This is a genomic window from Pseudophaeobacter arcticus DSM 23566 (assembly GCF_000473205.1).
GTDB lineage: Bacteria > Pseudomonadota > Alphaproteobacteria > Rhodobacterales > Rhodobacteraceae > Pseudophaeobacter > Pseudophaeobacter arcticus.
Map to the genome: position 1 here is coordinate 1,582,734 of NZ_KI421507.1, position 22,205 is coordinate 1,604,938.

Genomic DNA, 22,205 nt, shown 5'->3' on the forward strand with positions numbered 1-22,205 from the left:
ATGGCCGCTTTGGACCAGACCCAAGTCAAGGAAGGTGTCGACCAGGAAACCGTGGATGCGGTGGCCGAGGTCAGCACGTATAAATACGGCTGGGAAACCGATATCGAGATGGAATATGCCCCCAAGGGCCTGACCACCGACATTGTTCGCCTGATCTCGGAAAAGAACGAAGAGCCCGAGTGGATGCTGAACTGGCGCCTGGAGGCCTATGATCGCTGGCTGCAAAAGGAAGAGCCAACCTGGGCCATGGTCGACTATCCTGAAATCGATTTTCAGGACCAGTATTACTATGCCCGCCCCAAATCCATGGAAGTAAAGCCAAAATCCCTGGATGACGTCGATCCCAAGCTGCTGGACACCTACAAAAAGCTGGGTATCCCGCTGAAAGAGCAGATGATCCTGGCCGGCGTTGAAGGCGCTGAGAATGCTCCCGCCGAAGGTCGCAAGGTTGCCGTGGACGCGGTGTTTGACTCGGTTTCTGTTGGCACCACCTTCCAGGCTGAGCTGAAAAAGGCCGGGGTAATCTTCTGCTCCATCTCGGAAGCGATCCGCGAACACCCCGAGCTGGTGAAGAAATACCTCGGCACCGTGGTTCCGGTTTCGGATAACTTTTATGCGACGCTGAACTCGGCCGTATTCTCGGATGGCTCCTTTGTCTATATCCCGCCGGGCGTGCGCTGCCCGATGGAGCTGAGCACCTATTTCCGTATCAACGCGGAAAACACCGGTCAGTTTGAACGTACCCTGATCATCGCCGACAAGGGCTCCTATGTGAGCTACCTTGAGGGCTGTACCGCACCGGCCCGTGATATCGCCCAGCTGCACGCCGCTGTGGTTGAGATCATCATCGAAGAAGACGCCGAGGTGAAATACTCCACCGTGCAGAACTGGTACCCCGGTGATGAAAACGGCAAGGGCGGCATCTACAACTTTGTCACCAAACGCGCCGACTGCCGCGGTGATCGCGCCAAGGTCATGTGGACCCAGGTGGAAACCGGCTCTGCCGTGACCTGGAAATACCCCTCCTGCATTCTGCGCGGCAACGAGAGCCAGGGCGAGTTCTACTCCATCGCCATCGCCAACAACATGCAGCAGGCCGACACCGGCACCAAGATGGTGCATCTGGGGCGCGATACCAAATCGCGGATCGTCTCCAAAGGGATTTCCGCCGGCAAGGCGCAGAACACCTATCGTGGTCTGGTCTCGATGCATCCCAAGGCAAAGAACAGCCGCAATTTCACCCAATGTGACAGCTTGTTGATCGGCGACAAATGTGGCGCCCACACCGTGCCTTACATTGAGGTGAAGAATAACTCATCCCGGGTTGAGCACGAGGCGACAACCTCAAAAGTGGACGATGACCAGCTGTTCTACTGCCGCCAGCGCGGCATTGGCGAAGAAGACGCGGTGGCCCTGGTGGTCAACGGCTTCTGCAAGGACGTGCTGCAGGCCCTGCCGATGGAATTCGCCATGGAAGCCCAGCAATTGGTGGCGATCTCCTTGGAAGGTTCGGTGGGGTAAAATGACCGAAGCTCAGCTCGCCGAGATTTTGAAAGAACGATACACGTCCGCCGAAAAGCGAGAGATGGTCACGGCCATTCATGTATTCGGAGTTGAATTCGCAGATCTTCTGGATGGAGTTTCAATCAACGACGTAGCTGAGCTTGGAACCGGTCATCGCTCCTATGGAACCGAAATCCGTAAGGGCATCCGACTGTCTAAATTTGTGACTCTGAAGAGGTGAGTAGCATGATCGTCACAACCACCCCCTCTGTTGAGGGCTACCAAATAGCTGAATACAAGGGCATCGTCGTGGGCGAGGCCATCATGGGGGCCAATGTGGTGCGGGATGTCTTTGCCTCGATCACCGATATCGTCGGTGGCCGCTCTGGCGCCTATGAAAGCAAACTGCAGGACGCGCGTGAAACCGCGCTGGCAGAGCTGGAAGACCGCGCCCGTGAAAAAGGCGCCAATGCGGTTGTGGGCGTTGATCTTGATTACGAGGTCGTTGGCAATTCGATGTTGATGGTCTCTGCCAGCGGCACAGCGGTGGTGATCGGCTGACATGACCTTGACGGCTCCTCATATCGCGCCTTTACGCCTGTTCTGGTGGAAAGCGGTGCCAAACTTTGGCGACGTGCTCTCCAGCCTTGTGGTGGCGCATCTGAGTGGCCGTGACGTGGTGCATTGTGGTCCCGGCAAGGCGGATCTTTTTGCCATTGGCTCGATCCTGCAAATTGCCCGGCGCAAGTATTCCGAGGCAAAGACCTATGCCCAAAAGCCGGAGATCTGGGGGGCTGGGCTGCTGCATGCAGTGTCGTCACTTGATTTTTTATCCAATGTAAACATTGCCTTGCTGCGCGGTCCTATCACGGCTTCGCTGTTGGGGGTGAAAACACAACGCTTTGGAGACCCTGGACTGCTGGTGGCAGATGTCTTTGCGCCCGCGTCATCAAAAACCCACCGGATCGGCCTGGTTCCCCATCACAGCCAGATGGAAGACCCGCAAATTCAGGCGCTTGCGAATAGCAGTGAGGAGATCTTGCTGATTGATCCGCGTCAGGATCCCGCCACCGTCTGTCGCCAGATCAGCGCCTGTGGACATATCTATGCTGCCTCGCTGCATGGGTTGATCACCGCGGACGCCTACGGCGTGGCCTCGACCTGGGTCGCACCCGGGGATCAGGGGCATCTGAAATACTACGACTATGCCGCCTCGATCGGGCGGGTCCTTATTTCTCCGCTGGCCTGGGAGCAGATCCCTGGCCACGCGCGAAACACCGACCAACCGGCAGAGCTGACCTACGGCGCGGGCATTGCGCGCGCCCAGGCAGATCTGCGTAACAGTTTTCCTGCGCGCCTGCGCGCTGAACAGAACACAGGGACCGCCTGAGGGCGCGACCAAGAGAAAAGAGACGAGGAAAAAATGCTCGAAATCAAAAACCTGCACGTCAAACTTGAAGACGAGGACAAGCAGATCCTGAAAGGTCTGAACCTGACTGTTGAAGCCGGCAAGGTGCATGCGATCATGGGGCCAAATGGCTCTGGCAAGTCGACACTTTCTTATGTTCTGTCGGGCCGCGACGGCTATGAAGTCACCGAAGGCAGCGCCACCCTGGCGGGCCAGGATCTGCTGGAGCTGGAGCCGGAAGAGCGCGCCGCACTGGGTGTGTTTCTGGCCTTTCAATACCCGGTTGAAATTCCCGGCGTCGGCAACATGACCTTCCTGCGCACCGCGGTGAATTCCCAGCGCAAAGCCCGCGGCGAAGAAGAGCTGTCTGCGGCAGAGTTCCTCAAATCCATCCGCGCCAAGGCCAAAGAGCTGAAGATCGACGCCGATATGCTGAAGCGTCCGGTCAATGTGGGCTTCTCTGGTGGTGAGAAAAAGCGGAATGAAATCCTGCAGATGGCCATGCTTGAGCCCAAGATGTGCATCCTGGATGAAACCGACTCGGGCCTTGATGTCGACGCGATGAAACTGGTCGCCGAAGGCGTCAACGCCCTGCGCGACGAGGGCCGTGGCTTTCTGGTGATCACCCACTACCAGCGTTTGCTGGACCATATCAAACCGGATGTTGTGCATATTCTGGCGGGCGGCAAAATTGTAAAAACCGGTGGGCCGGAGCTGGCAATGGAAGTCGAAAACAACGGCTATGCTGGTATCCTGGCGGAGGTTTCCTGAGATGGCGCTTGCTGATGTGAAACAAAGTGCCACCGAGGCACGGTTGGCGGCGCTGAGCCTGCCGCAGGGCGGTTGCCTTGCGGCGGCACGTCAGGCGGCGCTGTCGCGGGTGCAGACCATGGGATTGCCGGGGCGCCGTGATGAATACTGGAAATACACCCGTCCCGATACGCTGATCTCAGCTGACGTCGAAAAGGCAGCAGTTTTTGCCATGGACGAAGCACCAATGTTCAATGAATTTGACCGTTTGAAGGTCGTTTTTGTGGATGGCGTTTATGATACCGAGGCTTCGGATGATCTGAGCCTGGAAGGTGTCCGGATCGACCGGATTGCGGATATCTGCAGTCAGGACATTCATTGGGCCAAAGACCTATACGGGGTTCTGGAGGCACGCGGCCAGGCGCCGGTGGAACGTCCGCTGGCAGCCTTGAACACCGCCTTTGCCCAGGATGGTGTTGCCATTCATGTGACCGGCAAGCCCAGCAAGCCAATCAACCTGGTCTATGTGCATTCGGATGAGGGATCAGATGCCATCCTGCATCACGTGATCCGGGTTGAGCCCGGCGCTGAGGCCACGATCCTGGAAAACGGCCCGGCTGCCTCGCGGTTCAACAAATGTACCGAGATCGACATTGCCGACACCGGCAAGCTGCATCTGGTGCGCGCCCAGGGGCGGGATCATGAACGTCGGGCTGCGACCCATCTGTTTGCCCGTCTGGGCGCTGAATCCGTGTTCAAAAGCTTCACCCTCACGGTGAATGGCATTTTGACCCGCAACGAGGCGGTGATTGAGCTGTTGGGCGATGACGCCATTGCGCATATTGCCGGCGCCTGTGTTGGCGACGGGGAATTCCATCATGATGACACGGTGTTCATCACCCATGATGCGGTAAACTGCGAAAGCCGTCAGGTTTTCAAAAAGGTGCTGCGCAATGGGGCCACCGGTGTGTTTCAGGGTAAAATCCTCGTCAAAGAGGGGGCTCAGAAAACCGATGGGTATCAGATCAGCCAATCGCTGCTTTTGGATGGTGACAGCCAGTTTCTGGCCAAGCCTGAGCTGGAAATCTATGCCGATGATGTGATCTGTTCCCATGGCTCCACCACCGGCGCCATCGACGAAGAGGCGCTGTTCTACCTGCGCTCGCGTGGGGTTCCGGTTGCCGAGGCGACGGATCTTTTGACTCTGGCTTTCCTGGCGGAAGCGGTGGAAGAGGTCGAAGACGCCGATATTTCTGCTTCCCTTGTTGCCCGCCTGGAAGGCTGGCTGTCGCGGCGCCGCTAAATGGCGGTCACCGGCGATATTCTGGCAACCTATCGAGGGCCGCGCAGGGTGTTTGCGCGGCTCTTGACCATGGGCCCGCGCGAGGACCGGCTGTTGGCAATCCTTATGGCAAGCTGCGCTTTGATGTTCATCTCGCGGATGCCCAGCCTGGCACGCGAGGCGCATCTGACCGGACAGGAACAGACAATGTTGCTCAGCAACGCGTTGTTTGGCATCATTTTTATCGCTCCTCTGGGCCTGTATACCCTGGCGCTGATTGCCCATTTCATCGCCCGTGTTATGCGCGGCAGTGGCGAAAGCCATGCGGCGCGTCTGGCGCTGTTCTGGAGCCTTCTTGCCGCCAGCCCGCTGATGCTGCTGAATGGGCTTGTGGCGGGTCTGATTGGCCCCGGAACTGAGCTGAACCTGGTTGGCGGACTTTGGTTCACGGCCTTTTTGTGGTTCTGGATCAGCGGTATGTATCAGGGCTATTGGGCCAAACCCCAGGTGCACGCATGAGGTTTCTGTGGTCTTTTTTGATACTGACCCTGCGCCAGCCCGGCGTGGCGGCCCGTACCATTTTGTTGCGGCAATGGCCACCCGAGGCCGTTTGGACCGGATTTTTTCTGGGGATTATCCTTGGAACCTTTTTTAATACCCTGCTGAATTACTGGTATCCGCTGGTAGATGAACTGGCGTTCCTGAACCTTTCAAGCGGGACCTATTTGGGGGTCTCTGCGCTGATGAGCCTTGGATTTGCATCCACGCTGGCCATTGCCGGGCGCTGGCTGGGTGGTATCGGGCGGTTCATGCCAGTGCTGACGCTGCTGGTCTGGTTGCAATTGGTGCATATGGTGGTGCAGGCGATACTGATCATGGTGATGCTTCTGTCACCTGCGCTTGGCAACCTGCTCGGCCTTGTCGCCAATGTCTTTTTGTTCTTTGTCTTGTTGAACTTTATCAATGAAGCGCATGGCTTTGCCTCGCTTTGGCGGAGCCTTGCAGTGGTTGTCATGGCGGCCATTCTGGTGTTCTTTGCCTTTATCTCTGTCGTTGGCCTGATCGGCCCTGATACCATTGGACTGCCTGAAAATGTATGATGTAGAAAAAATCCGTGGCGACTTTCCCATTCTGTCCCGGCAGGTGAACGGAAAGCCGCTCACCTATCTGGACAATGGCGCCTCGGCGCAGAAACCGCAGGTGGTGATTGATGCAATCAATCAAGCCTATTCTCAGGAATATTCCAATGTTCACAGGGGGCTGCACTATCTGTCCAATCTCGCCACCGAGAAATACGAAGGCGTGCGCGGCATTATTGCCAAGTTCCTGAATGCGGCGAGCGAAGACAGTATCATTCTGAATTCCGGCACCACTGAAGGCATCAATATGGTGGCCTACAGCTGGGCCATGCCGCGGCTTCAGGCCGGGGATGAGATCCTGTTGTCGGTGATGGAGCATCACGCCAATATCGTGCCCTGGCATTTCCTGCGTGAACGTCAGGGGGTGGTGATCAAATGGGTGGATACCGCCGCTGACGGCAGCCTTGATCCGCAGGCGGTGCTGGACGCGATCACACCAAAAACCAAACTGATTGCAATCACCCAATGTTCCAATGTGTTGGGTACTGTTGTTGACGTCAAAACCATCACTGCGGGGGCCCATGCGCAGGGGATTCCGGTATTGGTCGATGGCTCGCAAAGTGCCGTGCACATGCCGGTGGATGTTCAGGATCTCGGCTGTGATTTCTTTGCCATTACCGGGCATAAGCTGTATGGGCCCTCTGGCTCTGGGGCGATCTATGTACACCCTGACCGGATGGCCGAGATGCGCCCCTTCCTGGGCGGTGGGGATATGATCCGCGAGGTCTCCAAGGAGGCGGTGATCTATAATGATCCGCCAATGATGTTTGAGGCCGGAACACCGGGCATTGTCCAGACCATCGGCTTGGGCGTTGCGCTGACCTACATGATGGATCTGGGGATGGAGAATATTGCCGCCCATGAAGCCGAACTGCGGGACTATGCCATGGCCCGACTGCAGGGGTTGAACTGGATTAATATCCAGGGGCAGGCCACTGGCAAGGCTGCGATTTTCAGCTTTACCATGGAGGGGCCGGCCCATGCCCATGACATCTCCACCATTCTTGATAAAAAGGGCGTCGCGGTACGGGCCGGTCATCACTGCGCCGGCCCGCTGATGGACCATTTGGGCGTTACCGCCACCTGCCGCGCGTCTTTTGGCGCCTATAATACCAAGGCTGAGGTCGATACTCTGATCGAGGCGCTTGAACTGGCGCATGAGTTGTTCGCCTAAGACGACTAGGGCGTACAGGCAGATTTGGCACAGGCGAGGAGGGATCCTCGCCTGTGCTTTTTTGGATCACGTTCCCAGGTGGATGTTGAACCGGGCGCGTATTTTGGCGTCCAGGGTGGGATCAAAACGGGCGGCAGAGCGCTCTGACAGGATTTGCTCCTTGCGGGCTGTTGCCTTATGCAACAGGTCTGGTTTACCCAGCTCAACCCATTCTTTTGGTGAGGTGCGGTCCCCCAGTGACGGGTAGACATAGTCAGCCTGCATGCGGCCCAGGGTCTGGCTGGTTCCCAGATAGTGACCAGGGCCATTCAAACAAACCTCGGCCATCTGATCCAGCGCCAGGGTCTCGTCGGTGACTTCGATGCCGCGCACACAACGCAGCGCCTGACCAATAAGATCGTCGCCCAAGATCAGGGATTCATGGCAAAATCCCAATAGTGAAGCATGCATGCCGGCGGCTTCATAGACCATGTTGAGGCCCGAGAGCCCGGCCATGACATTGGAACACATCTGCTCCCAGCCAGCCTGCATGTCGGGCAGTTTGGAATCTCCGATGCCGGCAGCGGCGCCGCCTGGCAGGTCGTAGAACTTGTGCATCTGGGCGCAGCCTGCTGTCAGCAGGGCCTGTTCACCGGATCCCCCAGTCATGGCGCCAGTGCGCAGATCCAGACCAAAGGGCCAGGTGCCAAAAATCGCCGGGGCACCGGGTTTCACCGCGTTGACATAGACCAGTCCGGCCAGGCACTCGGCCACCGCCTGGGTGATGGCACCGGCGATGGTTGAGGGCGCCGTGGCCCCGGCCATACCAGCCGAGAGCAGCAACACTGGCATCCCATATTTGATGCATTCCTCCATGACCTGGCAGCTTTCGGTGGCAAATTTCATCGGCGGCACGACAAAACAGTTGGAGTTGGAGACAAAGGGACGTTCGCGCCATTTGTCTTCTCCACCTGCTATGAGGTGCAGCATCTCCATTGCCGGGGCGACAAACCCCGGTTCGGAAAAGGAGACACCGATATGTTTGGTAGTGCCCGAGGTGGTGGCATAGATCGAATTCAGGTCCATCTCCAGATTGTCCGCGATGTCGCGACAAACCATAGGGCGTTGAACAAAATGGATATTGTCGAGCTTGTCACAGATCCGGGAGGCATCGTGCAGATCCTGAACGGTTGAATCGCGGTAGTGGCGCCCTTCGACATCGACCATATGAACCGCTGCGCCGGCGGTGCCGTAATGTACGCGGTTACCTGACAGTTCGAGATCGTGTTTGCCGTCCCGGCTGAACAGGGTGATGGAGCGGTTGGCCTTGGCCAGCATGTCCTCCACCAGGGCGCGGGGAAAGCGGATGCGACCATCCTCGCCCAGAATACAGCCCGCCTTTGTCAGGTGGTCGATCCCACTTGGGGGGGCATCTGCCAGGCCGATGTGTTCCAGCGCATCCAGGGCGGCGCGGTGAATTCTCTCCATTCCCTCCTGGGTCAGAGGTTTGAAGGTGCCGCCCTCCATGCCTGGGCGAATGGGGCGCAGATGGTCGGGCAGGGCACTGGCACGGGCGTTTCGACGTGCTGTGCGGCCTCCGCTGCGCGAGGATGCACGGGGGGAGCTGGCAGTTTGATCAGTCATAGCGAGGGTCCTTGATGCAGGAAAAGGGCAGTTGTTTCAAAGTGGTGAAGACAACACCCAGCCAGGGCGCCCACGGGCTGCAAGGCCCCTGGTGGCACCAATGGTGCGCCATACTAGATTTATGACACAGCGTTCCGCCAGCATATTGGATCCCTCCTGCTCCCCCTTGCAGCCTTGGCGGTTTTGAGGGCCGATTCTAACATGTTTGCGACCTTTGTGAAAAATGCGACCTCTTTTTCACGACACCTTTTGAGAAGGGGGCTGTGATCTGGCCGTTTTTCTGTGGGACCCAGAAAAACGCAGTCTCCTTTCAAGATCTCTTTTGGGGGCAGTTAATTTTCTTTCATCTACGCGGCCCTTTCCTGAAAAATGGAACAGCTCGTTAAGGTATTTCTCCGAAAATGGAGGCTCAGGATATATCGCGCTGTGAATGGCGCTAGAACAGGCAAGAAATCATGCCAGCTGCTCAGATGAACTGGAACAAAATTGGACTATTGCTCGCCGTTGGCACGTTTTCGGCTGTTGCCATTCCAGCCTTGTCTGGGGATTGGCAATCCACCAGTTTTTTCTCCCCTCAACACAATCTTGTAGGCGCCAGTATTCAAGGTTTTGACCAGCCTCGCGACAGTTTGGAATTTTCCGCCGACAGGGACTATGGGCGACTTGTTTTGGGCGGCAGCTACAGTCGCGGCAGCGGGTCTTTGTTTTCCGGACTGGGCGGCGCAGCTGGGACGGAGCGGGTGAGCCTGCGGGCTGGATATGATTTTGGCCAAAGTCTGGGCTATGTTTCATTGGGGCGCCAGCAGGCGCTGGCACTGCGCGGCGAGGACGCGACGGATACCTTGGGCATCGGCATTCGGGTTTCCCTGAACCGCGCCCTGCAGCTCACCGGGGAATATCTGCATCGCGCTCCTTCGGAGCCGGGCGCATATCAAGGTCAATCCCCCAGCCGGATTTCTATTGGTGCTGCGTTTCGTTTCTAGATATCGCCCTTGGCGGACCAAAAAAGACATGCTAGGACTTCGGGCATGACCAAAACCTGCACCCTGATTATTTGCTGCATTCCCTGCTGAATTCCTCAGCGGGCTGGTTTCTGTCGTTTTCTTCACCTTGACAAGTTGCTATGCCCGCGCTGCGCGCCTAGCCCATCCGTGTCCGTCCAAGGAGCTGTCATGATGACCACGAACACCGTGATTAAACTGCACAATACCAAGACCCGCAAAAAGTCGGAGTTTATTCCGATAGATGCCAATAATGTGCGGATGTATCTCTGCGGTCCCACGGTTTATGACCGGGCGCATCTGGGCAATGCACGCCCCGTGGTGGTGTTTGATGTGCTCTATCGGCTGCTGCGGCAGGTTTTTGGCCCGGCTCACGTGACCTATGTGCGCAACTTCACTGATGTTGACGACAAGATCAACGCCACAGCCCTGGCGCGCAAAGAAGCGGGCGCCACCGGAACGCTGGAGCAGCTGATTGCCGAGCGCACCGAAGAGACCATCGGCTGGTATCTGAGCGACATGGGCAAGCTGGGTGCGCTGGAGCCTGATCACATGCCACGGGCGACGCAGTATATTGGCCAGATGGTGGCGATGATCGAGGATCTGATCGCCAAGGGCCATGCCTATGCGGCTGAGGGCCATGTGCTTTTTGCGGTGGACAGCTGGAAGCAGCATTATGGTGCGCTGTCCGGGCGATCGGTGGATGACATGATTGCCGGCGCCCGCGTCGAAGTTGCCCCCTATAAAAAGAACCCGATGGATTTTGTGCTCTGGAAGCCCTCCACGGATGACATGCCGGGGTGGGACAGCCCCTGGGGGCGTGGCCGTCCGGGCTGGCATATCGAGTGCTCGGCGATGTCGCAGGAACTGCTGGGGGCGGATTTTGATATTCACGGTGGCGGCAATGATCTGATGTTTCCGCATCATGAAAACGAAATAGCGCAAAGCTGCTGCGCCAATGGCGATGATAGTTTTGCACGCTACTGGCTGCACAATGAGATGCTGCAGGTCGAGGGCAAGAAGATGTCCAAGTCGCTGGGCAATTTCTTCACCGTGCACGATCTGCTGGCCGGCCACGACGGCGAACCGGGCGTGCCGGGTGAGGTGATCCGCTTCGTCTTCCTGTCGACGCATTACCGCAAACCGATGGACTGGACCGCGAAAAAGGCTGCAGAAGCTGCGGCCACGCTGCGCAAGTGGCGTGCGCTGACGGCGGGTATTCAGGCTGATACAAATCCGCATCAGATGGTGGTGAATGCACTGGCAGATGACCTCAATACCCCTTTGGCAATCTCTGCGCTGCACACACTTTTTAAAGACTTTGAAATGAATGGCCGTGGCGGGGCAGTGTTCAAGGCGTCCGCTCAATCTTTGGGACTTCTGACAGAAGAAATAGGTGGATGGGAAACAATTCCGGAAATTGATCTCTCGGCCCATGAGGGACGCCTATTTGCGGCCCGTCAGGCGGCGATGGAGACGAAGGACTTCGCCGAGGTCGACCGGCTGAAAGCGGCTTATCAGGCGGCCGGGCTGGAAGTGCGTATGTCCAAGACCGGGGTGGAACTGCTTCCGGGCGCCGGTTTCGATCCGGCCAAACTGGAGGCGCTGTGATGAGCAAATCTCGCCTGTATCTTTATGACACCACCCTGCGCGATGGCCAGCAGACCCAGGGGGTGCAATTCTCCACCGCCGAAAAAAAGCGGATCACCCAGGCGCTTGATGATCTTGGGATCGACTATATCGAAGGCGGCTGGCCAGGTGCCAACCCCACCGACAGCGCCTTTTTTGATGAGGCGCCCAAGACCCGCGCCACCATGACCGCCTTTGGCATGACCAAACGGGCAGGGCGCTCGGCTGAGAATGACGATGTGCTGGCAGCGGTGGTGAATGCGGGGACCTCTGCCGTTTGTCTGGTGGGCAAGGCGCATGACTATCATGTGACCGCAGCGCTTGGCATTAGCCTTGAGGAAAACCTGGAAAACATCCGCGCATCTATTGCACATCTGGTGGGGCTGGGCCGTGAGGCGCTGTATGATGCCGAGCATTTCTTTGATGGCTATAAGGCCAATCCCGAATACGCGCTGGCCGCTTGCCGTACAGCCCTGGAGGCCGGGGCGCGCTGGGTGGTGTTATGTGACACCAATGGCGGGGCCATGCCCAGCGAAGTGCGCCGTATCGTGGCCGAGGTCATAGAGGCGGGCATTCCGGGCGAAAGCCTTGGTATTCACACCCATAACGATACCGAGAATGCAGTGGCCTGTTCTCTGGCCGCAATTGAGGCCGGGGCACGACAGGTACAGGGCACGTTAAACGGGCTGGGGGAGCGCTGTGGCAATGCCAATCTGACCACCTTGATCCCGACCCTGCTGCTGAAACAGCCCTACGCCGATCAATTCGACATTGGCGTCACCCGGCAGGGACTTGCCGGGCTGACCCAACTGAGCCGGATGTTGGACGAGATCCTGAACCGTGTCCCAACCAAACAGGCGCCCTATGTTGGCGCCTCGGCCTTTGCCCATAAGGCCGGGCTGCATGCCAGTGCGATCCTCAAGGATCCCACAACCTATGAACATATCGCGCCCGAACTGGTTGGCAATGCGCGGGTCATTCCAATGTCGAACCAGGCCGGTCAGTCCAACCTGCGCAAACGTCTGATGGACGCCGGGCTGGAGGTCGCCAAGGGAGATCCGGCACTGGCGCGTATTCTTGATCGCATCAAGGACCGTGAGGCAGAGGGCTATTCCTATGACACGGCGCAGGCGTCGTTTGAGCTGCTCGCCCGCGAAGAGCTGGGACAAGGCACTGATTTCTTTGAGGTCAAGCGCTACAAGGTCACCGTTGAACGCCGCAAGAACAAACATAACCGCATGATCAGCCTGTCGGAGGCGGTTGTGGTGGTCAAGGTTGACGGTGAAAAGCGTCTTTCGGTCAGCGAGTCGATGGATGAAACCGGCAGCGACCGGGGCCCGGTGAACGCGCTGGCCAAGGCGCTGGCCAAGGATCTGGGGCGCTACTCGGCGATTATCAACGATATGCATCTGGTGGATTTCAAAGTGCGCATCACCCAGGGCGGCACCGAGGCCGTGACCCGTGTTATCATTGACAGCGAGGATGCCCAGGGGCGGCGTTGGTCCACTGTTGGTGTCAGCGCCAATATAATAGATGCCTCTTTTGAGGCTTTGCTGGATGCTATGCGGTGGAAACTGTTGCGTGACAGCAAAGAGCTGCAATGATCACCCAAGCGATAAAATTTATCGCGGTTTCCGGAGCTATTACTGCGCTTGTTCCGCTGGTCCTGATCCTGTCCCAGCCGCTCAAACCAATCGCCCCCTCAGCGCCGACGCTGGATTTTGACAAAATTCTGCAGGGTCGCCCGCAGGTGGATTCCCAGTCCGCAGCGGTGGAAAATGTGTATATGCGCGATGGGTACGGACTACAGGTAAGGTCGTATTCCAATGGGGATGGGCCGTTGATTGTGCTGGTACATGGCTCTGGCTGGAATGGATTGCAGTTTGCAGGCCTTGCGCAGCAGCTCGATGGTACCGTGCTGGTGCCGGATTTGCGCGGCCATGGTGCGCAGCCCGGCAGACGTGGGGACGTCGACTATATTGGCCAGCTAGAGGATGATCTGGCGGATCTGATCACAGCCAGGGGTGCCCCGGGTCAAAAGGTTGTTCTGATCGGCCATTCATCGGGCGGGGGGCTGGTGGTGCGCTTTGCCGCGGGGGCGCAGGGCGATCTGCTGGATGGGGCGGTGCTGTTGGCGCCTTTCCTACACCACAGCGCCCCCACGATGCGTGCCAATTCCGGTGGTTGGGCGCGGCCCCTGCCGCGTCGCCTCATTGCCCTGTCGATGCTCAATGCCGTTGGGATTACCGCCTGGAACCACCTGCCGGTTATTCAATTCAATATGCCGACAGAGGTTCTGCAGGGGCCGCTGGGGCATCTGGCAACACCCTCCTACAGTTATCGGCTCAATCAATCCTACGCGCCGAGAGCGGACTATTTGAGTGATATCAGATCCCTGCCGGAGTTCCTTCTGCTTGTCGGCGCACAGGATGAAGCCTTTGTTGCTGAGGCCTATCGCCCAGTGATGGAGGCCGAAACTGCCAAAGGTGCCTATCAGGTTCTGGTGGGTACCGGGCATCTTGACCTGGTTGATGCGCCGGAAACTCTGGCGGCAATTCGGGGGTATTTGGATGCGTTTTGATGATGACCTCTCCAGCTGTGCTGAGCTGGTCCAGAAGGGGGACCCGGACCGGTTCCTGGCAACCATGGCGGCCCCTGTTGCTGCGCGGCCGCTGCTGTTTGCGCTGTATGCTTTTAATCTCGAACTGGCGCGCGCCCCCTGGGCCAGTCAGGAAAGCATGATTGCCGAGATGCGGGTGCAATGGTGGCGTGATATTGGCGCTGAAATCGCCCAGGGCGGTGCGGTGCGACGCCACCATGTGGCGACGCCCCTGGGGCGGCTGCTGCGCGCGGATCTGGCCATATATATTGACCCCATGGCCGAGGCCCGCCGTTGGGATATCTACAAGGATCCCTTTGAAGATGAGGCGGGTTTTGACCGCTATATTGACGCCACTGCGGGCGGGTTGATGTGGATGGCCGCGGCCTCCCTTGGCCAGGCGGACGAAGCAGTGGTGCGCAAATTTGCCTATGGGGTAGGGATCGCCAATTGGTTCAAGGCAGTCCCGGAGCTGGTGAAACACAGCCGTATCCCGCTGCTGGATGGCACCCCCGAGGGGCTGCGCCAATTGGCCCGCAAAGGCCTGGAGCATATCCAGCAGGCGGAAAAGCAGCGTGCCCTTGTTTCCAAAGAAGCCGGCCATGCCCTGTTATCCGGCTGGCAGGCCAAAGCGATCCTGAAACAGGCGCTACGCCAGCCATACCGCATTGCCGAGGGCAGCCTGGGACACAGCGAGTTCCGCCGCCGGGCCGGTCTGATTTGGCGGGCTGGGCTTAGGCGTTGGTAGCCTGAACTTTCTGTGTATCTTATCGATTAAATGAAAAAAGGCGCCTCAATCGGGCGCCTTTTTTGTTTGAAATCTCCCTTGGAGATCAGGCCTCTTTGGGCCGCATGGCCAGCCAGACCAGGGCACCACCGGCCAGAACCAGGAAGGGCGCCATCGCCATGTTGACGGCATTCCAGCCCTCAACCGGGTTGCCACCAGAGCAGTTCATCAAGCCACCAGAGGCCAGCGAGGCCATGGTTACACCGCCAAAGACCAAGAGGTCATTGAGGCCCTGCATCCGTCCGCGCTCTTCTGGAGTATGCGAGGCGGTCAGCATGGTGGTGGCGCCAATAAAGCCAAAGTTCCAGCCCAGGCCCAGCAGGATCAGCGCGATAAAGAAGTTCTCGAGCTCAACCCCCTGCAGCGCCACTGCGCCGGCACCGGCAAGGATCACCAGGCCGGCAGCGACAACTTTATGGACGCCAAAGCGCGCAATCAGGTGGCCGGTAAAGAAAGAGGGCACATACATCGCCAGAACATGCAATGACACAACATCTGCCGCGTTGCCCTCGGTAAACCCACATCCCACAACCGCCAGGGGCGTCGAGGTCATCACCAGGTTCATCAGCGCGTAAGAGACCATGGAACAAATCACCGCCACCGCAATAGCCGGGGTTTTCAGCAGCTCCATTCGGCTGCGCCCGGCGGGAAGATCTTCGTGGGGCGCTTCGGGCTTGGGGATGTCCAGGAACAAAAACAGGCCGGATCCCAACAGGTTGATGGCAATCACTGTCAGATATGTGCCGAGAAAGGGAATAACAAAGACCTGGCTTGTCGCCTTGACCAACTGTGGCCCCAGCAAAGCCGAGAGCAATCCGCCCGCCATGACATAGGAAATCGCCTTGGGCCGAAAACTCTCAGAAGCGGTATCCGCTGCGGCAAAGCGGTAAAACCCATGGGCGCTCATGTAGACGCCGGTCAAAAGACTACCCAGCAGGAAGACCGGGAAAGACCCGAGGTAGAGCCCATAGGCGCCAACCAACCCGCCAAGCGCACCAAACATCGCTCCGGTAAAAAAGCCAGCGCGACGTCCCCATTTTTGCATGATCGACGAGATCGGTGTCGCGGCAACCATCGAACCCGCAACAATCAAAGAGATCGGCAGGGTGGCAAAACAGGGGTTGGAGGCCAGGGACTGGCCAGCAAGCCCGCCAATGATAAAAATCATCGGCATTTGTGAGCCGAGGATTGCCTGGGCCAATACCAGGATGGCGACGTTTTTCTTGGCGACGAGGTCGCTTGGGGTGGTCATATGAACTGTCATATGGGATGCGTAGCGATCAATATTCAAAGGAACAAGCGGCAACAAACGTTTTGGTACAATGTCGCAGGAAAAAGAGAACGCTTTGAGGAATTTGGATGTGAGCCCCTTTGTGACCGACTGCGGGCCGGAGGCGGGCCGCATTATTTGCACCGATGCCTGTGTCAGCGAGGGGGCCGACTGGCTTGCCAAGCGTGATCCGCGCTTTGCCACGGCTTTGGCCCACTGTGGCCCGCTGCCGCTGCGGCGCAAACCGGATGGCTTTGGTCAACTGCTGAGCGCAATTGTCAGTCAACAGGTGAGTGTGGCCTCTGCCAATGCGATCTGGCAGCGTCTGACAGAGGCGCGTCTCACCACGCAGGCAGAGATCCTGGCAGCAACCGAGGACGACCTGCGCGCAGCCGGGTTAAGCCGACAAAAAGTCAGGTATTCTATGGCCTTGGCCGAGGAAGGTATCAACTTTGACGCGCTCCGCGACATGCCGACAGACAGGGTTATCAAGACCCTGACAAAGGTCGTCGGCGTTGGCGTCTGGACCGCTGAAATCTATGCCATGTTTTCGCTGGGGCGGGCGGATGTCTTTGCCCCCGGCGATCTGGCCCTGCAGGAGGCGGCCAAAGTCCTGTTTGACTTGCCGCAGCGGCCAAAGGAGCGCGAGCTCAGGACATTGGCTGAGGCCTGGTCGCCCTGGCGGTCGGTTGCGGCCCGCATTCTGTGGGCCTATTACCATGTAGCGAAGGACAGGGAAGGGATCCGATGACTCGTGTACTAAAAGCTGAGCGCAGAGAGCCGCTCTCCGGGGTGACCCGGTCTATTGTGGTGTTTCTGCATGGCTACGGCGCCAATGGGGCGGATCTTCTGGGTCTTGCCGACCCGCTGGCCGAGCATCTGCCGGACACACTGTTTGTCGCCCCAGACGCGCCAGAGAATTGTCCGGGTGCGCCAATGGGATATCAGTGGTTTCCGATCCCCTGGATTGATGGCTCCTCGGAAGAGGAAAGCATGCGGGGGATGAATGCCTCGATCGAGGATTTGAACGCCTTTTTGGACGCGCTGATGGTCGATGAAGATGTGCTGCCCGAACAGGTTGTGCTCTTTGGGTTCTCGCAGGGCACCATGATGAGCCTGCATGTGGCACCGCGCCGCGAAGATGCGATTGCCGGCATTGTTGCCTTCTCGGGTCGCCTGCTGTCGCCCGACTCGCTCAAAGACGAGGTGGTGAGCCGGATGCCGGTCATGCTGGTACATGGTGATGCCGATGATATGGTGCCGCCACAATCCCTGCCAGAAGCCGCCGAAGCCCTGGGTCAGGCCGGGTTCAAGGATGTCTTTGCCCATATCATGAAGGGTACCGGCCACGGGATCGCCCCCGATGGGCTGAGCGTGGCCCTGGCCTTTATGCGGGATAAGTTGGGCCTGTAAGGGGCGGGTATTATGTGGGGTGCGGGTTTTGGACCTGCATCTCGCTGGCGTTAAATTCGCCAAAACGAGTGCTTGATCAGGGTTTCCTAGCGTGGTTTCTCCGGCTTGAGCGGGCAGTCGGATCCTTGCGGTCCTGTTTGGGTTTGGACTGTGTCTTGGTCTGAGCCTTGTCCGGTGTCTTGGGCGGCGTCTTCGCCTGTGCCTGACCTTTAGACTGCACCTGAGCTTTAGACTGTACCTTGGCCTTTTGCGCTCTGCGATTGGGCAGCTGCGACGGTTTTGCGGGCCCAGGAATGTTTGGGATTTCAAGATCTTCCCAAGCGCCCTGCGACAGCCCATCCAGCGTCCAGGCGCCAATACTATAGCGAATTAGCCGCAGGGTGGGGAAACCAAGCGCAGCTGTCATGCGGCGTATCTGCCGGTTTTTGCCTTCCCGAAGGGTGAGAGAAATCCAGCTGGTCGGAATGGATTTGCGCGCGCGAATGGGCGGGGTCCGCGCCCAGAGTTGAGCAGGTTCCGCCATCAGACGCGCCTTGGCGGGCCGGGTCAGGCCATCCTTTAGCGCGACGCCTTTTTCCAGCGCCGAGATTGCCGCTGCATCCGGCTGACCCTCGACCTGTACCCAGTAGGTTTTGGCCATCTTATGCTTTGGGTCGCTGATCCAGGCCTGCAATCGGCCGGTATCTGTCAGCAGCATCAAGCCTTCGCTGTCACGGTCCAACCGCCCTGCGGCATAGACGCCGGGGCAGTCAATAAAGGCGCTCAAGGTTTGACGGGGGCTGCCCTGGCTGCCGGAATCCGTGAATTGCGGCAGCACGTCATAGGGTTTGTTAAAGCGAATAAGGCGGGTCATGGGAATTCCATAGGCAGTGGCCCGGTGGCTTGCAAGCAGGCTTTGGCAGCCGGCGGAATCCCCGCGTCACAAGCCTGTCACAGACGAATGCTAGCGATGAAGCGAAATCTTGTAGCTGGCAAGGGCTTGTCAGACAATAACCACGATATATAGTTAAACATATGCTGGGGCGGGTTCCCCGCTCTGGTGCCGGTAACGGGCAGACAGGGTGAGGAAGACGTAGCATCATGGATGGCGATTTCAGAACTGATTTTGTGAGGGACCCTAGCGCATTGCGGAATCACCCTGCGCTGGTGCTGAATGCGGACTATCGGCCGCTGTCATATTACCCGCTGTCCCTGTGGAGCTGGCAAGACGCGGTCAAGGCAGCCTGGCTGGACCGGGTGGATATCTTGGCGGAATATGACGAAGTGGTGCATAGCCCCAGCACCCAGATCCGAATACCTTCGGTTGTGGTTCTGAAAGACTATGTGAAACCTCAAAAGCGCGTGGCCTTCACGCGCTTTAATTTATTTCTGAGAGACGAATTTTGCTGCCAGTATTGCGGTGCCCGTGGCGATCTGACCTTTGATCATGTGGTTCCGCGGGCGGCAGGTGGGATCACCAGCTGGGAAAATGTCGTGGCCGCCTGTTCATCCTGCAATTTAAAAAAGGGCTCCAAGCCCTTGCATATGCTAGGTATGTCACTGCAAAAAGCGCCAAGACGCCCCGGAGCAGAAGAGTTGCGCAACACCGGGCGAAAGTTCCCACCCAACCATCTGCACGACAGTTGGATGGATTTTCTCTATTGGGACACCGAGCTTGATGCCTGACGCCTGATGGCTTCAGCTCAGATCTGACTGATCCTAAGGTATTGATTTATTTGTGGACTACGCGTCTGAGCGTTGCAGCATGCCAAACAGATCGCGCGGATCATCCGGGTCGGCCAACATATCTAGCTCAATAAAGAACTCGGTATCTTTGATGTGGTCGCGGATGTAACGCAGAGCGCTGAAATCTTCGATGGCAAAACCGACGCTGTCGAACAGAGTGATCTGCTTGTCGTCGCGCCGCCCCTGTTTCTGGCCGGTGATCACTTCCCAAAGCTCAGTCACCGCAAAATCTTCTGGCATCTGCTGAATTTCGCCCTCGATCCGGGTTTGCGGCGGGAACTCCACAAAGACATCAGACCGGTTCAAGATGCCGGCGGCCAATTCGGTCTTGCCGGGGCAGTCGCCGCCGATGGCATTGATATGCACGCCGGCGCCGATCATGTTGTCGGTCAGGATGGTGGCGTTTTGCTTGTCGGCGGTGCAGGTGGTCAGGATCTGCGCGCCTTCAATGGCTTCCTCGGGGGAGCTGCAGCGCACCACCTCCAGGCCAAAAGGGGCCAGGTTACGGGCGCATTTTTCTGTGGCCGCCGGATCCTTGTCAAACAGGCGTACGGTTTTTAGCCCGCAGATCGCCTTCATCGCCAGGGTCTGGAATTCCGACTGAGCCCCATTGCCAATCATCGCCATGGTATCCGCTCCCTTTGGCGCGAGATACTTAGCCGCCATAGCTGAGGTCGCGGCGGTGCGCAGGGCGGTGAGCATTGTCATCTCGGTCAGCAGCATCGGGTAGCCGGTGTAGACATCCGCCAACAGCCCAAAGGCGGTTACCGTTTGCAGGCCCTCGCTGGTGTTTTTGGGATGGCCATTGACGTATTTGAACCCATAGGCCTCCCCATCCGAGGTCGGCATCAGCTCGATCACGCCGACATCGGAATGGCTGGCAACACGCGGAGTTTTGTCAAACAATTCCCAGCGCTTAAAGTCCGCTTCGACATATTCCGCCAGATCGCGCAGCATGGTTTCAATGCCAATGCTGTGGACCAGACGCATCATGTTGTCGACGCTGACAAAGGGAACGAGGGCTTTATGCGAAGGCGTGGTCATGTCGTGGTCCTTTCGCGGGGGCTGAGATGGATACCTGCCAACATGCAGCGCACCGAGCCTCCGGCTGTTTCGATGGTTGGAATAGAAAGTGGCAACAGGCTTGTGCTGCGCTCGATGATACGGATTTGATCGGGGCGCAGCGCCGTCAGGGCGCGGGTGGACAGGGCCAGCAGCGGCTTTGATCCGGTCAGCGCAAAGACATTGCCGGCAAAGTTCTGGATCTGGTCTTCGGAGAGGTCGATGACCTCATGGCCGGTTTCCGCCAGGCGCGTGGCAATTTCCCTGCGCCGGTCTGGATCGCTGATCATCGACAGACTGATCATGGCAAAATCAGTGCCGATCCCCATCAGCACATTGCTGTGATAAACTTCGCGTCCCGCGGCGTCGCGGGCCTCAAAGGCCATGGGTTCATAATTGAAGTGGGTGCAAAACCGCTCCAGCAACACCGGATCGGCCCGGTTTGATGTCACCGTATAGGCAATCCGGCCAATATGATCGAGCACCATAGCGCCCGTGCCCTCCAGTGTCAGCCCGTCTTCTTCCAGTCCGGAAAAATCAATGACATCCTGCACCCGGTAGCTGCGCTTTAGCGCCTCGATAACATCCCAGCGCCGTTCCAGCCGTCGATTGGGAGCATGCATCGGATAGATGGCAATATGGCCGCCGGAATGTGTCGAGAACCAGTTGTTGGGAAAAACGCTGTCAGGTGTCGCGGTGCCGGTGTCGTCAAAGACATGCACGCGCACCCCGGCATATCGCAGAGTTTCCACTGCGGTATCAAACTCTTGCAGAGCCTTCATGCGGGTAACCTCAGGGTTACCGGCAGGGGTTTGAAAGGCATTGTCCGCCTGGGTGTCCGGGTTTGAACAAAAATTGTGCGGCCGGATCATCACCACGGCAGTGGGGGCTTGCAGGGTGTTCAATTGTAGCTCCTGGTGGGCCGGTCAAAGACACGGCGCCCAAGCGCAGAGGCGCAGAGATCAACCATCAGATGGGCTGTGCGGCCGCGTTCATCCAGAAACGGGTTCAGCTCTACCAGATCCAAAGAGGTCATCAGACCGGAATCATGCAGCATTTCGCAAACCAGATGGGCCTCGCGCACCGTTGCGCCACCTGGAACCGTGGTGCCAACAGCTGGCGCCACAGATGGGTCAAGGAAATCCACATCCAGCGACACATGCAGCAGACCATTGGCCTTTGCGACCCGATTGAGGAACCGCGCCAGCGGTCCGGCGATACCATTTTCATCAATGTCACGCATGTCATGGCGGTAAATTTTGCTGGCTTCCAGCGCCTGCCGCTCAGCGCTGTCAACAGAGCGCAACCCAATCATACAGAGGTTTTCCTGTGGCACCGGGTTGGTCACCTCGGGGAAGCCATCAAACCCACTGCGCCCGGTAAAATAGCCAACGGGCGTGCCATGCAGGTTGCCGCTGTCCGAGCTTTGCGGGGTGTGAAAATCCGTATGGGCATCCAGCCACAAAACATAAAGCGGGCGCTTTACCGAGGCGGCATAGGTTGCCACCCCAGAGACGGATCCCAGCGACAAAGAGTGATCGCCGCCAAGGAAGATCGGCAGACCTTCGGCCATTGTATGCTGGGCAATTTCGACCAGCGCGGTTGTCCAGCCAATGGTCTGATTGGGTGCAAAAATCACGCCATCTTTGACATCGGGATCATGTGGAGCAGGGGAGAGATTGCCCAGATCGGTGACCTGATGGCCAAGCCCGGACAGGGCCTCAGCCAGGCCCGCCGTGCGATAGGCATCCGGTCCCATAAGGCAGCCAGCCCGGCGTTTGCCGCTGTCCACCGGGGCTCCAATCAGGAAACAGGTCTTATGAGTCATGGTGAAACGCTC

23 protein-coding genes are annotated in these 22,205 nt (G+C 58.1%); 17 read left to right on the forward strand and 6 right to left on the reverse strand.

The window, feature by feature from the left end; genetic code table 11:
* From sufB to ARCT_RS0111585, 9 genes are read left to right on the forward strand one after another with little or no spacing between them, the layout of a single operon-like run.
* Entirely contained in the window at window positions 1-1,521 is a 1,521-nt protein-coding gene (sufB, locus tag ARCT_RS0111545; protein ID WP_027240221.1) for a Fe-S cluster assembly protein SufB, read from the forward strand.
* Window position 1,522: 1 nt separating this feature from the next.
* Window positions 1,523-1,744, forward strand: a complete 222-nt coding sequence (locus ARCT_RS0111550; protein WP_036784780.1) for an HTH-like domain-containing protein — start codon at window positions 1,523-1,525, stop codon at window positions 1,742-1,744.
* Window positions 1,745-1,749: 5 nt separating this feature from the next.
* The gene (locus ARCT_RS0111555; protein ID WP_027240223.1) at window positions 1,750-2,064 is read left to right on the forward strand and encodes a heavy metal-binding domain-containing protein; all 315 of its coding nucleotides are present in this window, start codon (window positions 1,750-1,752) and stop codon (window positions 2,062-2,064) included.
* A gap of 1 nt (window position 2,065) precedes the next feature.
* Window positions 2,066-2,893 (forward strand): polysaccharide pyruvyl transferase family protein, encoded by an 828-nt coding sequence (locus ARCT_RS0111560; RefSeq protein WP_027240224.1) that lies wholly within the window; start codon window positions 2,066-2,068, stop codon window positions 2,891-2,893.
* Between the two features lie 33 nt (window positions 2,894-2,926).
* Window positions 2,927-3,682 (forward strand): Fe-S cluster assembly ATPase SufC, encoded by a 756-nt coding sequence (gene sufC, locus ARCT_RS0111565; protein WP_027240225.1) that lies wholly within the window; start codon window positions 2,927-2,929, stop codon window positions 3,680-3,682.
* Window position 3,683: 1 nt separating this feature from the next.
* Window positions 3,684-4,964, forward strand: coding sequence for a SufB/SufD family protein (locus ARCT_RS0111570; RefSeq protein ID WP_027240226.1), 1,281 nt, complete (start codon window positions 3,684-3,686; stop codon window positions 4,962-4,964).
* Window positions 4,965-5,462 carry a Yip1 family protein gene (locus tag ARCT_RS0111575; RefSeq protein WP_027240227.1) on the forward strand — a complete coding sequence of 166 codons (498 nt, stop codon included), beginning with the start codon at window positions 4,965-4,967 and terminating at the stop codon, window positions 5,460-5,462. It begins immediately after the preceding gene.
* Entirely contained in the window at window positions 5,459-6,043 is a 585-nt protein-coding gene (locus tag ARCT_RS0111580) for a Yip1 family protein (protein ID WP_027240228.1), read from the forward strand. Before ARCT_RS0111575 ends, ARCT_RS0111580 begins: the two co-directional genes overlap by 4 nt.
* Entirely contained in the window at window positions 6,036-7,256 is a 1,221-nt protein-coding gene (locus ARCT_RS0111585) for a cysteine desulfurase (protein WP_027240229.1), read from the forward strand. Before ARCT_RS0111580 ends, ARCT_RS0111585 begins: the two co-directional genes overlap by 8 nt.
* Before the next feature lie 66 nt (window positions 7,257-7,322).
* Here the strand turns inward: ARCT_RS0111585 and ARCT_RS0111590 are convergent, their stop codons facing one another.
* A complete protein-coding gene (locus ARCT_RS0111590; protein ID WP_027240230.1) occupies window positions 7,323-8,879 on the reverse strand; it encodes a trimethylamine methyltransferase family protein in 1,557 nt (518 codons plus the stop codon).
* A 629-nt stretch (window positions 8,880-9,508) separates the two neighbouring features.
* Here ARCT_RS0111590 and ARCT_RS27070 point away from each other — a divergent pair.
* From ARCT_RS27070 to ARCT_RS0111620, 5 genes are all read left to right on the forward strand, one after another.
* Complete coding sequence (locus tag ARCT_RS27070; protein ID WP_161631314.1) at window positions 9,509-9,862, forward strand: hypothetical protein; 354 nt, start codon at window positions 9,509-9,511, stop codon at window positions 9,860-9,862.
* 189 nt (window positions 9,863-10,051) lie between these two features.
* Window positions 10,052-11,491, forward strand: a complete 1,440-nt coding sequence (gene cysS / locus ARCT_RS0111605; protein ID WP_027240231.1) for a cysteine--tRNA ligase — start codon at window positions 10,052-10,054, stop codon at window positions 11,489-11,491.
* The gene (gene cimA, locus ARCT_RS0111610; protein ID WP_027240232.1) at window positions 11,491-13,113 is read left to right on the forward strand and encodes a citramalate synthase; all 1,623 of its coding nucleotides are present in this window, start codon (window positions 11,491-11,493) and stop codon (window positions 13,111-13,113) included. The genes cysS and cimA overlap by 1 nt, the downstream gene beginning before the upstream one ends.
* A complete protein-coding gene (locus ARCT_RS25900; RefSeq protein ID WP_051360693.1) occupies window positions 13,110-14,090 on the forward strand; it encodes an alpha/beta hydrolase in 981 nt (326 codons plus the stop codon). Before cimA ends, ARCT_RS25900 begins: the two co-directional genes overlap by 4 nt.
* Window positions 14,080-14,856 carry a squalene/phytoene synthase family protein gene (locus ARCT_RS0111620; RefSeq protein ID WP_027240233.1) on the forward strand — a complete coding sequence of 259 codons (777 nt, stop codon included), beginning with the start codon at window positions 14,080-14,082 and terminating at the stop codon, window positions 14,854-14,856. Before ARCT_RS25900 ends, ARCT_RS0111620 begins: the two co-directional genes overlap by 11 nt.
* 85 nt (window positions 14,857-14,941) lie before the next feature.
* Here the strand turns inward: ARCT_RS0111620 and ARCT_RS0111625 are convergent, their stop codons facing one another.
* Window positions 14,942-16,159 carry an MFS transporter gene (locus ARCT_RS0111625; RefSeq protein WP_027240234.1) on the reverse strand — a complete coding sequence of 406 codons (1,218 nt, stop codon included), beginning with the start codon at window positions 16,157-16,159 and terminating at the stop codon, window positions 14,942-14,944.
* 97 nt (window positions 16,160-16,256) lie between these two features.
* On the opposite strand from ARCT_RS0111625, the gene ARCT_RS0111630 reads away from it, so the two are divergent.
* Window positions 16,257-16,916, forward strand: a complete 660-nt coding sequence (locus tag ARCT_RS0111630) for a DNA-3-methyladenine glycosylase family protein (protein ID WP_240476308.1) — start codon at window positions 16,257-16,259, stop codon at window positions 16,914-16,916.
* Window positions 16,913-17,578 (forward strand): alpha/beta hydrolase, encoded by a 666-nt coding sequence (locus ARCT_RS0111635; RefSeq protein ID WP_027240236.1) that lies wholly within the window; start codon window positions 16,913-16,915, stop codon window positions 17,576-17,578. Before ARCT_RS0111630 ends, ARCT_RS0111635 begins: the two co-directional genes overlap by 4 nt.
* Window positions 17,579-17,654: 76 nt before the next feature.
* Here the strand turns inward: ARCT_RS0111635 and ARCT_RS0111640 are convergent, their stop codons facing one another.
* Window positions 17,655-18,431, reverse strand: a complete 777-nt coding sequence (locus tag ARCT_RS0111640; RefSeq protein WP_027240237.1) for a pseudouridine synthase — start codon at window positions 18,429-18,431, stop codon at window positions 17,655-17,657.
* A 227-nt stretch (window positions 18,432-18,658) separates the two neighbouring features.
* Here ARCT_RS0111640 and ARCT_RS0111645 point away from each other — a divergent pair, with 227 nt between their 5' ends.
* The gene (locus tag ARCT_RS0111645) at window positions 18,659-19,243 is read left to right on the forward strand and encodes an HNH endonuclease (RefSeq protein WP_027240238.1); all 585 of its coding nucleotides are present in this window, start codon (window positions 18,659-18,661) and stop codon (window positions 19,241-19,243) included.
* 57 nt (window positions 19,244-19,300) lie between these two features.
* On the opposite strand, the gene ARCT_RS0111650 is transcribed toward ARCT_RS0111645, so the two are convergent.
* Genes ARCT_RS0111650 through rocF form a run of 3 tightly spaced genes read right to left on the reverse strand, consistent with a single transcriptional unit; the run spans window position 19,301 to window position 22,193 of the window.
* On the reverse strand, window positions 19,301-20,347 hold the full coding sequence (locus tag ARCT_RS0111650; protein WP_027240239.1) for an ornithine cyclodeaminase: 1,047 nt from the start codon (window positions 20,345-20,347) through the stop codon (window positions 19,301-19,303).
* Window positions 20,344-21,270: a citrulline utilization hydrolase CtlX gene (gene ctlX / locus ARCT_RS0111655; RefSeq protein WP_027240240.1), complete on the reverse strand. Its 927-nt coding sequence runs from the start codon at window positions 21,268-21,270 to the stop codon at window positions 20,344-20,346. The genes ARCT_RS0111650 and ctlX overlap by 4 nt, the downstream gene beginning before the upstream one ends.
* Complete coding sequence (rocF, locus tag ARCT_RS0111660; RefSeq protein WP_027240241.1) at window positions 21,267-22,193, reverse strand: arginase; 927 nt, start codon at window positions 22,191-22,193, stop codon at window positions 21,267-21,269. Before rocF ends, ctlX begins: the two co-directional genes overlap by 4 nt.
* Between the last annotated feature and the right edge of the window lie 12 nt (window positions 22,194-22,205).

Coding starts and splice junctions, on each gene's coding strand:
- ARCT_RS0111635 (WP_027240236.1), top strand. CDS start 16,913: ATGACTCGTGTACTAAAAGCTGAGCGCAGAGAGCCGCTCTCCGGGGTG.
- ARCT_RS0111645 (WP_027240238.1), top strand. CDS start 18,659: ATGGATGGCGATTTCAGAACTGATTTTGTGAGGGACCCTAGCGCATTG.
- sufB (WP_027240221.1), top strand. CDS start 1: ATGGCCGCTTTGGACCAGACCCAAGTCAAGGAAGGTGTCGACCAGGAA.
- ARCT_RS0111590 (WP_027240230.1), bottom strand. CDS start 8,879: ATGACTGATCAAACTGCCAGCTCCCCCCGTGCATCCTCGCGCAGCGGA.
- ARCT_RS0111650 (WP_027240239.1), bottom strand. CDS start 20,347: ATGACCACGCCTTCGCATAAAGCCCTCGTTCCCTTTGTCAGCGTCGAC.
- ARCT_RS0111575 (WP_027240227.1), top strand. CDS start 4,965: ATGGCGGTCACCGGCGATATTCTGGCAACCTATCGAGGGCCGCGCAGG.
- ARCT_RS0111625 (WP_027240234.1), bottom strand. CDS start 16,159: ATGACAGTTCATATGACCACCCCAAGCGACCTCGTCGCCAAGAAAAAC.
- ARCT_RS0111585 (WP_027240229.1), top strand. CDS start 6,036: ATGTATGATGTAGAAAAAATCCGTGGCGACTTTCCCATTCTGTCCCGG.
- ARCT_RS0111560 (WP_027240224.1), top strand. CDS start 2,066: ATGACCTTGACGGCTCCTCATATCGCGCCTTTACGCCTGTTCTGGTGG.
- ARCT_RS25900 (WP_051360693.1), top strand. CDS start 13,110: ATGATCACCCAAGCGATAAAATTTATCGCGGTTTCCGGAGCTATTACT.
- ARCT_RS0111620 (WP_027240233.1), top strand. CDS start 14,080: ATGCGTTTTGATGATGACCTCTCCAGCTGTGCTGAGCTGGTCCAGAAG.
- sufC (WP_027240225.1), top strand. CDS start 2,927: ATGCTCGAAATCAAAAACCTGCACGTCAAACTTGAAGACGAGGACAAG.
- ARCT_RS0111570 (WP_027240226.1), top strand. CDS start 3,684: ATGGCGCTTGCTGATGTGAAACAAAGTGCCACCGAGGCACGGTTGGCG.
- cysS (WP_027240231.1), top strand. CDS start 10,052: ATGATGACCACGAACACCGTGATTAAACTGCACAATACCAAGACCCGC.
- ARCT_RS0111580 (WP_027240228.1), top strand. CDS start 5,459: ATGAGGTTTCTGTGGTCTTTTTTGATACTGACCCTGCGCCAGCCCGGC.
- cimA (WP_027240232.1), top strand. CDS start 11,491: ATGAGCAAATCTCGCCTGTATCTTTATGACACCACCCTGCGCGATGGC.
- ARCT_RS0111640 (WP_027240237.1), bottom strand. CDS start 18,431: ATGACCCGCCTTATTCGCTTTAACAAACCCTATGACGTGCTGCCGCAA.
- ARCT_RS0111550 (WP_036784780.1), top strand. CDS start 1,523: ATGACCGAAGCTCAGCTCGCCGAGATTTTGAAAGAACGATACACGTCC.
- rocF (WP_027240241.1), bottom strand. CDS start 22,193: ATGACTCATAAGACCTGTTTCCTGATTGGAGCCCCGGTGGACAGCGGC.
- ARCT_RS0111555 (WP_027240223.1), top strand. CDS start 1,750: ATGATCGTCACAACCACCCCCTCTGTTGAGGGCTACCAAATAGCTGAA.